This is a genomic window from Arthrobacter sp. BB-1 (assembly GCF_006151685.1).
GTDB lineage: Bacteria > Actinomycetota > Actinomycetes > Actinomycetales > Micrococcaceae > Arthrobacter.
In genome coordinates this window covers 36185-51192 of record NZ_VDEV01000015.1, presented here as the reverse complement: position 1 = coordinate 51192, position 15008 = coordinate 36185, and the positions used below count along the sequence as shown (strand labels likewise).

Here is a 15008-nt window from a genome sequence, read left to right as displayed (position 1 = left end):
CTAAAAGCCGAAGCCCCGGCTGGTCGGTGACCGGCCGGGGCTTCGGGAGGTGGTGCCTGCTGGCAGAACCCGCTAGTTCGCGGAGATCTGGCGCAGCACGTACTGCAGGATGCCACCGTTGCGGTAGTAGTCCGCTTCACCCGGGGTATCGATGCGCAGGATGGCGTCGAACGACGTCGAGGTGCCGTCCTCTGCGGTTGCGGTGACCTTGAGGGTCTTCGGCGTGGTGCCCTCGTTCAGGGCTGTGACGCCCTCAACGGAGAACGTCTCCGTGCCGGAGAGGCCCAGGCTGGCTGCGGATTCGCCGGCCGGGAACTGCAGCGGCAGGACGCCCATGCCGATGAGGTTGGAGCGGTGGATGCGCTCGTAGCTCTCGGCGATGACGGCCTTGACGCCCAGCAGGGCGGTGCCCTTGGCAGCCCAGTCACGGGAGGAACCGGAACCGTATTCCTTGCCGGCCAGGATCACCAGCGGGGTGCCGGCCGCCTGGTAGTTCTGCGCGGCGTCGTAGACGTAGGCCTGCGGGCCGCCTTCCTGGGTGAAGTCGCGGGTGAAGCCACCTTCGACGCCGTCCAGGATCTGGTTCTTGATGCGGATGTTCGCGAACGTTCCGCGGATCATCACCTCGTGGTTGCCGCGGCGGGAACCGTAGGAGTTGAAGTCCTTGCGCTCCACGCCGTTGGCCAGCAGGTACTGGCCGGCAGGGGTGTCGGACTTGAAGGAACCTGCCGGGGAGATGTGGTCAGTGGTGACCGAATCGCCCAGCTTCAGGAGCACGCGGGCGCCCGTGATGTCCTTGACCGGCTCCGGCTGCGCCTGCATGCCCTCGAAGTACGGGGGCTTCCGGACGTAGGTGGAGTTCGGATCCCAGGCGAAGGTGTCGCCGGCGGGAGTGTCGAGCGCCTTCCAGCGGTCGTCGCCCTCGAAGACGCCTTCGTAGCCCCTGGCGAACATGTCCTTGTCGATCGAGGAATCGATGACCTGCTGGACCTCAACCGGGTTGGGCCAGATGTCCTTCAGGAAGACGTCGTTGCCGGCCTGGTCCTGGCCCAGGGCGTCGGTTTCGAAGTCGAAGTCCATGGAACCGGCCAGGGCGTAGGCGATGACCAGCGGCGGCGAGGCCAGGTAGTTCATCTTGACGTCCGGGTTGATGCGGCCTTCGAAGTTGCGGTTGCCCGAGAGGACAGCAGCGACGGCGAGGTCGTTGGCCTGGATCGCTTCCGAAACTTCAGCTTCCAGCGGGCCGGAGTTGCCGATGCAGGTGGCGCAGCCGTAGCCCACGATGTAGAAGCCGAGCTTCTCCAGGTACGGAGTCAGGCCGGACTTCTCGTAGTAATCGGTGACAACCTTCGAGCCGGGGGCGACGGAGGTCTTGACCCACGGCTTGGACGTCAGGCCCTTGTCCACGGCGTTGCGCGCCAGGACCGCGGCGGCCAGCATGACCGACGGGTTGGACGTGTTGGTGCAGGACGTGATGGAGGCGATGGTGACAGCACCGTGGTCCAGCTCGAACTCGCGGCCGTCAGCCGTCTTGACCGGCACGGGCTGGGAGATCCGGCCAGCTGCCCCGTGGCCTGCCGAGTACTTCGGCGGTTCACGGTCAGTGTCGGAGACATGCGTACCGCCGGAGGTGAAGGACGGGGCGTCGGAAGCCGGGAAGGTCTCCTCGAGGGATTCATCCAGGGTGCCGGCGTTCGCGTCGTGGGAGACGTAGTTCTTGAGGTCGTGGCGGAACTCGTCCTTGGCCTCGGTCAGTTCAATGCGGTCCTGCGGGCGCTTGGGGCCTGCGATGGACGGAACAACCGTGGACAGGTCCAGTTCCAGGTACTCGGAGAACTTGATGTCGCGGGAAGGATCGTGCCAGAGGCCCTGTTCCTTGGCGTATTCCTCCACGAGGGCAACGTTCTGCTCGGAGCGGCCGGTGAGGCGCAGGTAGTCCAAGGTCACGTCGTCGATCGGGAACATGGCGGCCGTGGAACCGAACTCCGGGCTCATGTTGCCGATGGTGGCGCGGTTGGCTAGCGGCACTGCGGCCACGCCTTCGCCGTAGAACTCCACGAACTTGCCCACAACGCCGTGCTTGCGGAGCATTTCGGTAATGGTCAGCACCACGTCGGTTGCCGTGGCGCCGGCAGGGATGGAACCGCTCAGCTTGAAGCCCACAACGCGCGGGATCAGCATGGAAACGGGCTGCCCCAGCATTGCGGCCTCGGCTTCGATGCCGCCGACGCCCCAGCCGAGCACGCCCAGGCCGTTGACCATGGTGGTGTGCGAGTCGGTGCCCACGCAGGTGTCAGGGTACGCCCGGAGCGCCCCATCGACTTCGCGGGTCATGACGGTGCGCGCCAGGTATTCGATGTTGACCTGGTGCACGATGCCGGTTCCCGGGGGAACCACCTTGAAGTCGTCGAACGCCGTCTGGCCCCAGCGCAGGAACTGGTAACGCTCCCCGTTACGCTGGTATTCGATCTCCATGTTGCGCTCCAGTGCGCCGGAGTTGCCGAAAGCATCGATCTGGACCGAGTGGTCGATGACCATCTCGGCAGGCGCCAGGGGGTTCACCCGCTTGGGGTCGCCACCCAGTTCCTTGACCGCTTCACGCATGGTCGCCAGGTCCACCACGCAGGGGACGCCGGTGAAGTCCTGCATGATCACGCGTGCAGGCGTGAACTGGATTTCTGTATCGGGCTGGGCATTGGGATCCCAGCCTGCCAAGGCGCGGACGTGATCGGCAGTGATGTTCGCGCCGTCCTCGGTCCTCAACAGGTTTTCAAGCAATACCTTGAGGCTGAACGGAAGGTTTTCTGCACCTTCAACGGAGTTCAACCGGAAAATTTCGTATTCGGTTCCGGCTACATTAAGTTTGCCTTTTGAACCGAAGCTGTCCACAGTGCTCATCGCAGGACTCCTCTCGCAACAGTTTCATCTTTGTCGCGCGGTTGACCGCCTGCTAGTTAGGAAGCCCTAATTAGTTCCGGGCCCGAAAATTGCACACGGCCGGCCGTGATTACGGAGCGCGACGTGGGACTACTACGGCCATCGTAGTCCAAAACAGCAGTGGCATCACGGAAGCAACAGCAGCGGCATCACGGAAGCGGTGCCAGCAGCGCCACAGTCTCCAGGTGGTGGGTGTGGGGATAGAGATCGAAGGCCCGGAGGCCGGACAGCCCCCACCCCGCCTGGCGGAAGTACCCCACGTCCCGGGCGAACGACGCCGGATCACAGGACACGTAGGCTATGGCGCGGGGACGGGACGCAACAAGCTGGCCCACCACCGCCTTCCCGGCCCCCGCCCGTGGCGGGTCGAGGATCAGGGCGTCAAAACTCCGCGGCTGCTGGCGGAGCACGCGCTCCACCCGGCCCTGGACGATCTCCACCTGGGGCGCCCCGTGCAGGTTCTTCCGGGCATCCCGGCTGGTTCCGGCGGCACCTTCAACGGACAGGACGGACCCTGTCTCCCCCACCGCGTCAGCCAGGACTGCCGTGAAAAGGCCGGCTCCCGCGTACAGGTCGGCAACAACAGCCCCGGGATGGAGGAATCCTCCGCCGCGGAGGAATTCTGTGACAGCCCCCACAAGGGCCCCGGGCGCGTCGCGGTGGATCTGCCAGAACCCTGCACCGGTGACCCGGTAGTCGTGTCCGGCCGCTGATTCCTGCACCCAGGTTCGGCCCCGGAGCTGTTGCACGGCCTCGCTGGCCGGATCAAAGGCAGCGACGGAGACGTCATCCGGCAGCTGGGCAGCTATGGCGCTGAGCCGCTTGGGTTTGGTGGCCTCCGCCGGCGCCAGCAGCACCAGGGGACGGGAGCCGTTGGCCGGTGCTGCCACTTCCACCCGCTCGATGCCCTGCAGGTCAATGTCCCACAGGCGGAGGTTGTTGATGGCCTCAATGGCCAGCGGCATCTCCCGGACCGGAACGATGTGGGTGGAGCGGTGTGCGTGCATGCCCAGCTTGCCGCCGGGGGTGACCGAAAAGCTAGCCCGCGTCCGCCACCCAAGGCCGTCCCCGCCGTCGGCCGTCCCGCCCACTGCTTCCACGCTGCCGGCGCCGCGCGTGCCCGGCCCTCCAGCACCATGCTCGACGCCGGCGAGCCGCTTGAGCTGTTCAGCCAGCACTTCTGCCTTGAGGCTGCGCTGGCGGGCAAGGGTGATGTGGCCGAATTCGGCGCCGCCCACAGGAGGATGTCCGTGGCGCCAGGCACGCGCCGAGTCGGCCTGGTGCCAGAAGTGGCCAACCCTGTCAGGGGAGGCTTCAAGGACGTCGACGACGTCCGCCCGCCAGAATTTGGCCTTCTCTTCGGCGTCCGTCAGCCGCACCCGCACCTTTTCGCCGGGAATGCCATGCCTGACGAAAATCACGCGGCCCTCGTGCCTGGCGACGCAGTGGCCGCCATGGGCCACGGGCCCGACGTCGAGCACTATTTCCCTGCCCGCTTCTCCGGTCAGTGGCGGCTGTGTTTCGGTGTTTGCCATTATTGGACGTCCTGCAGGTTTTTCGCTTCTTCGGATGATTTCAACTGCCAGGGGACGCTCGCCACCATAACGCCGGGCTCAAAATGCAGCCGGGTTTTGATGCGCAGGGCAGTCTGGTTGTGGACCAGCTGCTCCCACCACTTGCCCACCACGTATTCGGGGATGTAGACCACGATCAGGTCCCGCGGGGAATCCTTCCGCATGTGTTTGACGTACTCCATGATGGGCGTGACCGTCTCGCGGTAAGGGCTGGCCAGCACGGTCAGCGGCACGGGAATCTCCAGCTTCTCCCAGTCGGCCACGGTCTGCGCGGTTTCTTCGGCATCGATGTCCACCGTCACCGCGTCCAGCCGGGAGGGCCGGGACGCCCTGGCATACGCCAGGGCGCGGAGAACGGGTTTGCGCACATGCGATACCAGCAGGACGGCGTGCACCCGGGTGGGAAGGGCGCGCGGCGAGGAGTCCTCGTCCACTGCCAGCTCCCTGGCCACGTTGTCGTAGTGCGCCCGGATGCTCCACATGATAAGGAACAGGATGACCATGGCGAGGAGGGCAATCCAGGCGCCCTGCTCGAACTTGGTGACCAGCACGATCACCAGGACCGTGGCTGTCATGCCGAAGCCGATGCTGTTGATGACGCGGGACTTGGCCATCCGCCGTCGGACTGCCTTGTCCTTGGCCAGCTTGAGCTGCCGCCCCCAGTGCCGGATCATGCCCAGCTGGCTGGCGGTGAAGGAGATGAACACACCCACGATGTACAGCTGGATGAGCTTGGTGACGTCCGCGTTGAAGGCGATGATCAGCACCAGTGCGCCGGCGGCCAGGGCCAGGACGCCGTTGCTGAAGGCCAGCCTGTCACCCCTGGTGCGCAATTGCCGGGGCAGGTAGCCGTCCTGGGCGAGGATGGAGCCCAGCACCGGAAAGCCGTTGAAGGCGGTGTTGGCGGCGAACACCAGGATCACGCCGGTGGCGGCAACCACGATATAGAACGGTATGGAACCGGGGCCGAAGATGGTCTGCGCGATCTGGCTGATGGCAGGGTTCTGGATGTAGCCCTCCGGCAGCGGACTGCCGTTGAGCAGGAACTCTGTCGCCGGGTCCAGGACGATGTGGACCTTGGTGGCATTGGCCAGGTAAATGATGCCCGCCAGCATGGTGGCGCCGATGACGCCCAGCAGCAGCAGTGTGGTGGCGGCGTTCTTGCTCTTCGGCGGCCGGAAGTTGGGCACCCCGTTGCTGATGGCTTCGACGCCGGTCAGCGCCGCGGCGCCGGAGGAAAAGGCCCGCAGCAGCAGGAAGGCGCCGGCGAGGCCCACCAGTCCTTCGTCGAAACCAGGGGCGGGAACAATGGTGAAGGCGGCGGAGGGAGCCTGGCCCAGCTGTCCGGTCGCCGCCTGGAAGAGGCCCACCGCGGTCATGCCCAGGATGGACGCCATAAAGATGTAGGTGGGGACGGCAAAGAGTGTGCCGGCCTCCTTGATCCCGCGCAGGTTCACCAGGGCAAGGATTACGACGCCGATGGTGGCAATGCCCGCCTGCTGGCCGTGCAGGGCGGGGACCGCCGTGGTGAGGTAGGCGGCAGCGGAGGACATGGACACCGCCACGGTCAGGACGTAGTCCACCAGCAGTGCCGACGCCACCGTCAGGCCTGCGTACTTGCCCAGGTTCTCCCCTGCGATCTCATAGTCGCCGCCGCCGGAAGGATAGGCGTGGACGTTCTGCCGGTAGGAGGCCACCACCGTCAGCAGGACCACCATCACCGCCACGCCCACCCAGGGCGAGAACGCCACGGCGCTGACGCCCGCCAGCGCCAGAGTGAGCAGGATCTCGTCCGGGGCATAGGCTACGGACGAGAGGGCATCGGAGGCGAAGACCGGGAGTGCGATCCGCTTGGGAAGCAGCGTGTGGGCCAGCCGGTCATTGCGAAATGGCCTGCCCACCAGCACACGCTTGGCGGCGTTCAATATTGTCAGCACCCCACAAAGCTAGTCTGATTCCCGGACGATGTCATGACGGACCGGGGACGACGGGAGCCCGGACGCTGGCGGTAGAGTTCTAGCAGCAGGACCTTGACAGGAATACAGAGGAGAGACCGTGGCGCATTTCGTGATCATGGGATGTGGCCGGGTGGGGGCAACGCTGGCGCACACGCTGGAGGACGCCGGGCATTCCGTGGCAATCATCGACCAGGACGACCGCGCCTTCCGCAGGCTCCGGCAGGGATTCACCGGGCGCAAAGTCACGGGCGTCGGCTTCGACCGGGACACCCTGAAGCAGGCCGGCGTGGCTGAAGCGTATGCTTTCGCCGCCGTCTCCAGTGGAGACAACTCCAACATCCTGGCCACCCGGGTGGCCAGGGAAACGTTCCACGTCCCCCACGTCGTGGCCCGCATCTATGATCCCGGCCGGGCTGAGATCTACCAGCGCCTTGGGATCCCCACCGTGGCGGCCGTGCGCTGGAGCGCGGACCAGGTGCTCCGCCGCATCCTGCCCGAACAGCACCTGGCAGGCGACTTCCGCGAGCCGTCCGGGCGCCTGGTGCTGGCCGAGCTCGACCTCGACGCCAGCTGGATCGGACAACGGGTGAGCACCATCGAGAAAGCCGCCGCGATCCGCGTGGCGTACCTGACCCGTTTCGGCGAAGGACTCCTGCCGGAAGCGGCCACCGCCTACCAGGACGGCGACACCGTGCACGCCATGCTGCAGGTTGACCGCAGCGCCCAGGTGGCCCACATCCTCGCCAAAGCACCCGCCAAGGAGTACCAATGAAAGTAGTCATCGTGGGTGCCGGCAGCGTCGGTTCGTCCATCGCCAGGGAGCTGCTGGCGCACAAGCATGAGATCCTGCTGATCGACCTTAAGCCGGAAGTCATCGGCCGGAGCGGCCTGCGGGGCGCGCACTGGCTGGTGGGCGACGCCTGCGAGCTGAGCACCCTGCAGGGGGCCAAGGTGGAAGAGGCAGACGTGGTGGTGTCGGCCACCGGCGATGACAAGGTCAACCTGGTGGTTTCCTTGCTGGCCAAGACCGAATTCGGGGTGGGCCGCACCGTAGGGCGGGTGAACAACCCCAAGAACGACTGGATGTTCAACGATTCCTGGGGCGTTGACGTCGCCGTCAACACCCCTCAGCTCATGACCGCTCTGGTGGAGGAAGCCGTGGAGATCGGCGACCTGGTCCGGCTGCTCACCCTCCAGACCGGCGTTTCTTCCCTCGTGGAGTTCACGGTGCCGCACGACTCGCACGTGATCGGCCAGACGGTTGGCGATATCCGGTGGCCCGAGGACGCGACCCTGGTGGCCATCCTGCGGGATCATGCCCCCATCACGCCCAGCCGGGACGACGTCATTGACGGCGGCGACGAGCTGTTTTTCGTGACCACCATTGCAGCCGAGGATGACCTGCGCGCCCTGTTGTCGCCGGACGCCCCCGATACCGCCGGCGAGGCGGAGGCTCCGCTGCCCGCCGGCGCCAGGACCGCCCAGCAGGCCCCGGAGGACGACGGCTTCGACGGCTAGGGCGGGCCAATAGTCATGCGCCCGCCGGGGTCAGGCTTTCAGGCCCGTGTCCTCCCCGCTGGAGTCCGTGCCAGCGTCGACGGGGGCCGGCCGGGTTACCAGCCAGGCAATCCAGACACCCAGGATGTACAGGGGCGCGCCCATGATCAGCCGGGTGGTGGCCAGCGCGGCAAGCCCGTCCGCACCCATGAGGTAGAGGGGCACCTGCACCACGAGCCGAAGCGCCAGGACCGCAACGATGATCCAGGTGCCCAGCTGGTAGGCCTTGACCCGGTCCGGATCCTTGCGCCAGTCCAGGCCTTCATTGCGGATGAATCCGAAGAGCAGGCCGGCCACCGGCCATTTAAGGAAGATGGAGAGCGCCATCGCCAGGATGTAGCCGGCATTGGTGAAGAACCCGGGGAGGTAGAAGTCCTCCGCCTTGCCGGTGGTGTTGGCCAGCCAGGCCGAGATGCCCACGCCCACCACTCCGGCCAAGGCCTGCGTCAGCGGGCGCCGCTGGACCAGCCGGACCACGGTGAACACCGCCGCGGAGGCCAATGCCGCCACCAGGGACAGCGTCAGTTCCCGGGTGATGGTGAAGGCCACCAGGAACACAAGCCCGGGCAGGATGCTTTCGGCAATCCCCTGGACTCCTCCGGCGCTGCGCAGGACGTCCACACGGCCGTCGTGTGTACGGTGCAGCCCCGCCTTGGCCGCGTACTCTGCCGCAAGGCCGGCCATTGGTGACGCCTCCTGGGCAGGTCCCGGCCGCGAATCACGTTCAGGACTGCCGGGGCTCTGGGCTCCGGAGGAGGGGTCGGGCTGGGGCTCGGTCATTCGTTCTCCTGGCGGGACAGTATTTCGTAGCGGGGGTTGAACATGGTGGGCAGGCCCTGGCTGCGGGAAAGCATTCCTTCAAGCCGGAGCTCGGCGCCGGCTTCGATGCCCGGCACCCGGCGGCGCCCCAGCCACACAACCCGGAGCCGGCCCTGTGCCCTGGCCTGGCCGGACAGTTTTTTGCCTGGCTCTGCCCGGCCTGGCCCGGCGGGGCCGGATAGTGACCTGCCTGGTTCGGCGTCGGAAACAATGGCACTGAATGCAGGAGCCTGGTCCGCCGGGAGATACGTCACGGATTCAATGCGGCCCTGGCACACCACGCGGCCCTTGTCCGGAAGCTGGTCCAGGGAGAGGACGGCGGGGCGGCGCTGGAGCCCGTCCCCAGGTGCCGCGTCAGCCAATCTGTGTGGTTTCCGGACCACGTTCCGGTTCCCCCAGTGCGGGGGCAGCGGGAGGAGGCGTCGTGGCCGTATCCTTGGGCAGGCGCAGCTGCAGCAGGTCGCGGGGCGGCATGGGGCTGCCCCCGCGGATCACCACAACCTGCCTGAACAGCGCCTCCAGCGGCTCGGCTGCTTCACGTTCAAGGGCTGCCGGTCCGCCCAGCACGCCGCGAAGGAACCAGCGGGGTCCGTCAACGCCCACAAAGCGGGCCACGCGGTAGCCTTGGCTGCCGTCGGGCAGCCCTGCGGGCAACTTGGCCACGAGTTCGGTTCCAAAGCTGCCGTCGATCTCTTCCACCTGGCCACCCTGCGCACCCACGGACTGGCCGATCTGCTCGCGGATCTCATCCCACAGGCCCTCGGTCCTGGGAGCGGCGAACGCCTGGAGCTGAAGGCTGGAGCCGTTGAGGTCCAGCGTGACTGCCACAACGCGCTGGGTGGCTTCTTCCACCTCGAGGCGCAACTGGAGGCCCTCGCTGGGAGCGATCAGCAACGCGCCAAGATCCACGTAACCGTCGCGGCTGGTGATTTCGGATTCATCAAGCGGGCCGTTCGCACGGATACCCGTGGGGGCCGCTGCGTCAGCGGAAGCCTCCGCGCCGGCCAGGGAGTCGTCCGGTTCGGCTGCCTGTTCCTTCTTTGCTTTCCTGCCGAGCCCAAAGACCATGAGGGTGTCTCCTTAGTTGTGAAATGTGCCGGTACGGCCCCATGGGGGTCCCGCCGTCGTGCTGTACGCGCCAGGCAGGAGTGCTGCCGGAACCGGAAGAATGGTTCCCTAGGCCACCGGCCGGTTGAATCCGCCGGTTGACCCGAATCCTCCCGTGCCGCGCACAGACCCGTTCAATTCATTGACGGGGATGAACTGTGCATACTCCACACGCTGGATAACCATTTGCGCAATTCTATCGCCGCGGTGCAGCTCAATGGACTGGGTCGCATCGGTGTTCAGCAGGGTGACTGCTATTTCCCCCCGGTATCCGGCATCCACCGTTCCAGGGGCGTTGACGATGGTCAGGCCGTGCTTGGTGGCCAGCCCGGAGCGCGGATGGATCAGGGCGACGTACCCTTCCGGCAGGGCGATGGCCACTCCGGTGGGAACCAGCTTGCGCTCCCCCGGCCGCAGGACAACGTCCTCCCTGGCACGAAGGTCAGCGCCGGCGTCGCCCGGGTGCGCGTAGGACGGCGCCTCAAGGCCAGGGTCCAGCATCTTCAACTGGACCTGCAGGGTGGGGGCTGAGGCAGAAGGGGCCGGGCCGGCAGGTGCTGCTGCGGGGAAGGTGTCTACTGCTGCGGAATGATCAGTCACAGTCACTCACTCTAACCCGCGCCCGTGGCCGGGACCTAGGCGATGCATGCCCCCGACAGCCTGGGCGGGCCGGGAGGAGCCGCAGCAGCCGGGGCATGAGCCGCCGGGATGAAATAGCAAGGGAAAAATGGAAAGCTTGCCCTATGCCCGAATCGAGTTCCGCCGCGCCCGTTCCCAGTACACCCTCTGCCGGGGCCGCGGTGATCTACCGGGAAAAGCTGTGGCCCAATGCCTGGATCTGGATCATTGCAGCGGGCATCTCAGGTGCCGGAATCCTGGTGTTTGCACCTATCAGCGCGGCTGCGGGCTACACGGCTGCGGTGGTGCTCTTTGCGATCATCGCCATACTCCTGCTCGCTTCCACCCCCACCATCCTGGTCACCGGTAACACCCTCACGGTGGGGCGGGCCACCATTGAACGCCGTTTTATTGGCGCCGCCCAGCCATTCCGGGGTGAAGAAGCGACGGCGGAACGCGGCACCCGGCTGAACGGCCTGGCCTACCTGTGCATCCGGGGCTGGATCGATCCCGTGGTCAAGATCGACATCACCGACCCCTCGGACCCGACGCCGTACTGGCTGGCATCCACCCGCCGCCCGGACAAACTGGCGGCAGCCCTTCAGCCCTCGCAGTCCCTGCAGTAGAACCGGCCGTCCTTCTCCCTGGCGATCTGGGACCGGTGCCGCACCAGGAAGCAGGAGGAGCAGGTGAATTCGTCAGCCTGCGCCGGAACTACCTGGACCACCAGCTCCTCGCCGGAGAGGTCCGCTCCCGGGAGTTCGAAGCCGGCGGCCAGCTCGTTTTCGTCCTCATCCACCACCGCGACCGGCTTGTCCGCCCGGCGCGTCTTCAGCTCGTCCAGCGAATCTTCGTTGGCGTCTTCCTCGGACTTGCGCGGGGCATCGTAATCGGTGGACATCGTGGCCCTGGCCTTCTTCCTGTTGTGTGCGTGTCTGGGACAACACCTGTGACAACGCAGGATGCCGCCCGTTGGTGCCCGGACGAAAAGCCGGCTGCGGCAGTGATTTGCGAGCGTTGTCCCGGAAAATCGCGGCGCGCCCTGCCCCTTGAGCGAAAACCCGCCCCCAGGGTGGCAAAGTTTCGAGTGATAGTAATGCCAGGGTGGAGGATTTGTATGCAGGATCTACGGCTTGTAGGCGTACACGACGACGGGACTCACCTCCTGTTGAGCGGGGCCGGCGGCGAGATGTTCCAGCTGCCGATCGACGAAGCGCTGAGAGCGGCCAGCAGGCCGGCGGTTAAGCCGCGGGCTGAGCGGCCGGCAGTTCCCATGTCCCCACGGGACATCCAGGCGCGGATACGTGCGGGGGCCACGGCGGCCGACGTCGCCGAGCTTTCCGGGCTTCCGCTGGCCAAGGTTGAACGGTATGAAGGTCCGGTCCTTGCAGAACGGGAGTACGTAGCCCAGCAGGCCCGCAAGGTGGAAGTGGCGTCCCCTTCTCCCGGCCATGACGCCTACCGCTCCGCGTTCGGCGACAACCCTGCCACCCTGAACGACATGGTGGGCCACCGCTTGGCAGCCCATGGCATAGACCCCTCAACGGTGGAGTGGGACTCCTGGCGCCGCCAGGACGGCACCTGGACTGTCTCTGCCACCTTCGAACCCAAGACGGGCAACACGCCAGGCATAGGCGAGGAGCCCCCGGCGCTGTGGACCTTCAGCCCGGCCCGGAAGTCGTTGCAGAACGCCAACCGGTGGGCCCAGCAGCTGAGCGAGCTGGAGCCGCTGGACGGGCCAGTCCCCGCCCGCCGGCTGTCAGCCGTCTCCGACCGGCCCTTTGACTTTGAGACCGATGCCGATTCCGCTCCCGGAAGCCCGGGAGACCACGCCGGCCAGGCTCCCGGCAAGGAAAAGGAATCCGACGGCCTCCTGGACATGCTGCGTTCCCGCCGGGGCCAGCGGCTGGGCGTGGATGAAGATTCCGACGACGCCCTTGCCCTGCTGCTGACGCACGGCGTGCCCGCGGCCCACCCCCGGCCCTCCGAGGTCTTGCCGGAAGCGGACGAGCAGGCCGCGGAACCGGAAGAAGACCGCGGCAGTGCTCCCGCCGCCCAGGGTGATTCCTTCATCCGGCGCCGGGATGCCCGGCCGTCGATGCTTTCCCGGCTGAGCCTCATCCCCCCGCACCCTGACCCGGTTGACGACAACCTCCGGCTGCACAACGGGGTCAGCACGGACACCCGCGAAATCACCATCGTGGCCTCCCCCCAGCGGCCCTCCGGCTCCGCTGAACCTGATGCGCCACGGGGCGCGGGCGCGTCGGGAAGCGGGGCGGGACTGGATGAGCTGCTCGGCGGGAAGCCGCGGCGGCCGGCACCAAGGACTGACGACAACTCCCCCACCACCGGCCAGCTGCCGGAAACGGGTGCACCGGAAAGGCAGCCCGCAAGGCCCAAGCGCTCCAGTGTTCCGTCTTGGGACGAGATCGTCTTCGGGACCCGCGGAGACTAGGCGCCTGCCCCTGTTCCGCCGGTGCCGCGCCAGAGGCACGCGTCCACGTCGAACGGCAGCAGCTGGTCCTGCTCGGCCATGAGGTTGGCACCATGGGCAGTGACGCGCCGCATGAAGTGCCGCCGGCAGAGGGTTTCGTAGCCCACAACGGGAATGTGGCCAGGCGCCGGAGCAGCGGATCCGTCAACGGCCATGTCAACGTCACCCACCACCACCTGGGCACCTTCGGTGACCATGACGCCGTCCAGCGTCCTTGCGTTGTGCGTTGCCCGGCGGCCGCACCAGCAGAGGGCTTCCACCTGCAGGACCTGCACCCGGTCCGCCAGTTCGATGAGCCGCTGCGAGCCTGGGAAAAGCCTGGTGCGGAAGTCCGCGGTGATGCCGAAAGCAAACACATCGACGCCGATCTCGTCCACCACCTTGGCCAGCTGTTCCACCTGTTCCGGCGTGTAGAACTGTGCCTCATCACAAATCAGGTAATCAACGCGCTGGCCCTGGGTTCGCCGCAGCATGACTTCCTCCCAGAAGTCCGTCCCGTCCGCCACCTCCACGGCGTCGGTTTCGAGGCCCAGCCGGCTGGAGATTTTTGATTCGCCGGCACGGTCGTTCCGGCTGAAGCGCACCCCGCCCCGGCCCCGGGCGCGGTGGTTGTGGTCCATCTGCAGCGCAAGGGTGGATTTGCCGCAGTCCATGGTGCCCGAAAAAAAGACGAGTTCAGCCACGGCGGACGCTCCTGCCGCCTGCCGTGAAACACAGCAGCGGAACCTCCCGCTCAGCCTTGGTCAGGGATCCGTGCTGGCCCACCACGTCCATCGCCGTGGGGCGGACGCGCCTTGTGTCATACAGCGCGAGCTCATCGCGGGCTGCAATCATCACGTCCCCGATCCTGCCCTCGACGGCGGGCCGCACCGGACCGAAGAGGCCCGCCGCAATGGCGTCCTCCCGGGTGAAGGCCCAGATGCGCGGACCGAAGCGGGCCCGCCAGGCGGCGAGAAGCCGCCCGCGTGCACCGGCGTCGGGCCCTGTGCCGTCCGCTCCGGGTTCCAGGTAGAGGTGCACCATGCGCGGTTCGCCCGCGGTGTGCCGGACGCCTTCCACCAGCGCCGGGTCTGCGGAGAAGTCGATGCGCTGCTGTTCCGGCACGTCCAGCATGCCGTGGTCCGCAGTCAGCAGGATGGTGGTCCCCGCCGGCAGGGAGGCATTCAACCGCTTCATGGTCGAATCCAGCTCCTCGATCTGGTGTTCCCAGTGTTCGGACTGGCAGCCGTAGCGGTGTCCGGCCTTGTCCAGCTCATTGAGGTAGAAGTACAGCAGGCCCGGTCCAGGGGCGGCGAGGGCTTCGGCGGCGGCCTCGGTCCGGGCATGGGACGTGGTGCCGGCTATGAAGCTTCCGCCGCGCAGGGCAGCCCTGGTCATGGGCGAATCACCGAACTGGGGAAGGCTGACCGTGGTGACGGCGGCCTGGCCGGCAGCGCGTTCCAGCACGGTGGGGAACGGCTGCCAGGCAAGTGGATCCACGCCGGCGTCCCAGTTGCCCAGCATGTTGACTACCTTGTCCTGGGCGGGGTCCAGCACGTCGTAGCCCACCATGCCGTGCTGGCCAGGGGGCAGCCCGGTACCAAAACTGGCCAGTGCGGCAGCCGTGGTGGAGGGGAATGCTGAGTCCAGCCACACCGGAACCTCACGCTGCCCGGCCTGGATGACCGACCTGAGAAAAGGTGTGTGCGCGGACTTTTGCTTCAGGAGGTTCCTGCCCAGGCCGTCGGCCACGACGACGCAGACACGCGGCGCGGCAGGAAAACCGAGCGTGTTGGTGAAGCCATCGAGTCCCAGGCTTGCCGCGGCGCTGGACAGCACGTCCGCTACGGAGCGCCGGCCGTAGGCAGGGGCGGGCGGAAGCTCGGGCGCCCGGCCCGCTTGGACTGGGGCGGCGCCGGAGGGGGCGGCTGCGTCAGGGATGGTTGAGCGGCGTTCGTCCGGCAT

At 66.8% G+C, this 15008-nt stretch carries 14 protein-coding genes; 4 read left to right on the top strand and 10 right to left on the bottom strand.

Annotation, left to right across the window (positions count from 1 at the left end; genetic code table 11):
* Window positions 1–72 precede the first annotated feature (72 nt).
* The 3 genes from FHJ30_RS08720 to FHJ30_RS08710 form a co-directional block, all read right to left on the bottom strand.
* Window positions 73–2898 (bottom strand): aconitate hydratase, encoded by a 2826-nt coding sequence (locus tag FHJ30_RS08720; protein WP_139028919.1) that lies wholly within the window; start codon window positions 2896–2898, stop codon window positions 73–75.
* 188 nt (window positions 2899–3086) lie between these two features.
* Window positions 3087–4472, bottom strand: coding sequence for a class I SAM-dependent RNA methyltransferase (locus tag FHJ30_RS08715; protein WP_139028918.1), 1386 nt, complete (start codon window positions 4470–4472; stop codon window positions 3087–3089).
* Window positions 4472–6448, bottom strand: coding sequence for an APC family permease (locus FHJ30_RS08710; RefSeq protein ID WP_139028917.1), 1977 nt, complete (start codon window positions 6446–6448; stop codon window positions 4472–4474). Before FHJ30_RS08710 ends, FHJ30_RS08715 begins: the two co-directional genes overlap by 1 nt.
* Window positions 6449–6566: 118 nt before the next feature.
* On the opposite strand from FHJ30_RS08710, the gene FHJ30_RS08705 reads away from it, so the two are divergent.
* Window positions 6567–7241, top strand: coding sequence for a TrkA family potassium uptake protein (locus FHJ30_RS08705; protein ID WP_139028916.1), 675 nt, complete (start codon window positions 6567–6569; stop codon window positions 7239–7241).
* Window positions 7238–7987 (top strand): TrkA family potassium uptake protein, encoded by a 750-nt coding sequence (locus tag FHJ30_RS08700; protein ID WP_139028915.1) that lies wholly within the window; start codon window positions 7238–7240, stop codon window positions 7985–7987. Before FHJ30_RS08705 ends, FHJ30_RS08700 begins: the two co-directional genes overlap by 4 nt.
* Window positions 7988–8017: 30 nt before the next feature.
* Here the strand turns inward: FHJ30_RS08700 and FHJ30_RS08695 are convergent, their stop codons facing one another.
* The 4 genes from FHJ30_RS08695 to dut all read right to left on the bottom strand — a co-directional run bounded on the left by FHJ30_RS08695 (window position 8018) and on the right by dut (window position 10552).
* Entirely contained in the window at window positions 8018–8806 is a 789-nt protein-coding gene (locus FHJ30_RS08695; RefSeq protein WP_139028914.1) for a DUF3159 domain-containing protein, read from the bottom strand.
* Entirely contained in the window at window positions 8803–9207 is a 405-nt protein-coding gene (locus tag FHJ30_RS08690; protein WP_228405786.1) for a hypothetical protein, read from the bottom strand. Before FHJ30_RS08690 ends, FHJ30_RS08695 begins: the two co-directional genes overlap by 4 nt.
* Window positions 9200–9913 carry a DUF3710 domain-containing protein gene (locus FHJ30_RS08685; RefSeq protein WP_139028913.1) on the bottom strand — a complete coding sequence of 238 codons (714 nt, stop codon included), beginning with the start codon at window positions 9911–9913 and terminating at the stop codon, window positions 9200–9202. The genes FHJ30_RS08690 and FHJ30_RS08685 overlap by 8 nt, the downstream gene beginning before the upstream one ends.
* A gap of 108 nt (window positions 9914–10021) precedes the next feature.
* Window positions 10022–10552, bottom strand: a complete 531-nt coding sequence (gene dut, locus FHJ30_RS08680) for a dUTP diphosphatase (RefSeq protein ID WP_139028912.1) — start codon at window positions 10550–10552, stop codon at window positions 10022–10024.
* A 143-nt stretch (window positions 10553–10695) separates the two neighbouring features.
* Between dut and FHJ30_RS08675 the strand changes: the two genes are divergently transcribed.
* Window positions 10696–11196 (top strand): DUF3093 domain-containing protein, encoded by a 501-nt coding sequence (locus FHJ30_RS08675; protein WP_139028911.1) that lies wholly within the window; start codon window positions 10696–10698, stop codon window positions 11194–11196.
* Here the strand turns inward: FHJ30_RS08675 and FHJ30_RS08670 are convergent.
* Entirely contained in the window at window positions 11172–11471 is a 300-nt protein-coding gene (locus FHJ30_RS08670; protein WP_139028910.1) for a DUF4193 domain-containing protein, read from the bottom strand. The genes FHJ30_RS08675 and FHJ30_RS08670 overlap by 25 nt on opposite strands.
* A gap of 216 nt (window positions 11472–11687) precedes the next feature.
* On the opposite strand from FHJ30_RS08670, the gene sepH reads away from it, so the two are divergent.
* Window positions 11688–13025, top strand: a complete 1338-nt coding sequence (sepH, locus tag FHJ30_RS08665; RefSeq protein ID WP_139028909.1) for a septation protein SepH — start codon at window positions 11688–11690, stop codon at window positions 13023–13025.
* On the opposite strand, the gene FHJ30_RS08660 is transcribed toward sepH, so the two are convergent.
* Together FHJ30_RS08660 and FHJ30_RS08655 are read right to left on the bottom strand one after the other, a co-directional pair.
* On the bottom strand, window positions 13022–13747 hold the full coding sequence (locus FHJ30_RS08660; RefSeq protein ID WP_139028908.1) for a thymidine kinase: 726 nt from the start codon (window positions 13745–13747) through the stop codon (window positions 13022–13024). The genes sepH and FHJ30_RS08660 overlap by 4 nt on opposite strands.
* A complete protein-coding gene (locus FHJ30_RS08655) occupies window positions 13740–15008 on the bottom strand; it encodes an alkaline phosphatase family protein (RefSeq protein WP_139028907.1) in 1269 nt (422 codons plus the stop codon). Before FHJ30_RS08655 ends, FHJ30_RS08660 begins: the two co-directional genes overlap by 8 nt.

What these genes read in the sequence shown, in the direction of transcription:
- FHJ30_RS08695 (WP_139028914.1), bottom strand. Translation starts at nt 8,806, where the DNA reads ATGACCGAGCCCCAGCCCGACCCCTCCTCCGGAGCCCAGAGCCCCGGC.
- FHJ30_RS08685 (WP_139028913.1), bottom strand. Translation starts at nt 9,913, where the DNA reads ATGGTCTTTGGGCTCGGCAGGAAAGCAAAGAAGGAACAGGCAGCCGAA.
- FHJ30_RS08715 (WP_139028918.1), bottom strand. Translation starts at nt 4,472, where the DNA reads ATGGCAAACACCGAAACACAGCCGCCACTGACCGGAGAAGCGGGCAGG.
- FHJ30_RS08675 (WP_139028911.1), top strand. Translation starts at nt 10,696, where the DNA reads ATGCCCGAATCGAGTTCCGCCGCGCCCGTTCCCAGTACACCCTCTGCC.
- FHJ30_RS08670 (WP_139028910.1), bottom strand. Translation starts at nt 11,471, where the DNA reads ATGTCCACCGATTACGATGCCCCGCGCAAGTCCGAGGAAGACGCCAAC.
- FHJ30_RS08655 (WP_139028907.1), bottom strand. Translation starts at nt 15,008, where the DNA reads ATGCCGGACGAACGCCGCTCAACCATCCCTGACGCAGCCGCCCCCTCC.
- FHJ30_RS08720 (WP_139028919.1), bottom strand. Translation starts at nt 2,898, where the DNA reads ATGAGCACTGTGGACAGCTTCGGTTCAAAAGGCAAACTTAATGTAGCC.
- FHJ30_RS08700 (WP_139028915.1), top strand. Translation starts at nt 7,238, where the DNA reads ATGAAAGTAGTCATCGTGGGTGCCGGCAGCGTCGGTTCGTCCATCGCC.
- sepH (WP_139028909.1), top strand. Translation starts at nt 11,688, where the DNA reads ATGCAGGATCTACGGCTTGTAGGCGTACACGACGACGGGACTCACCTC.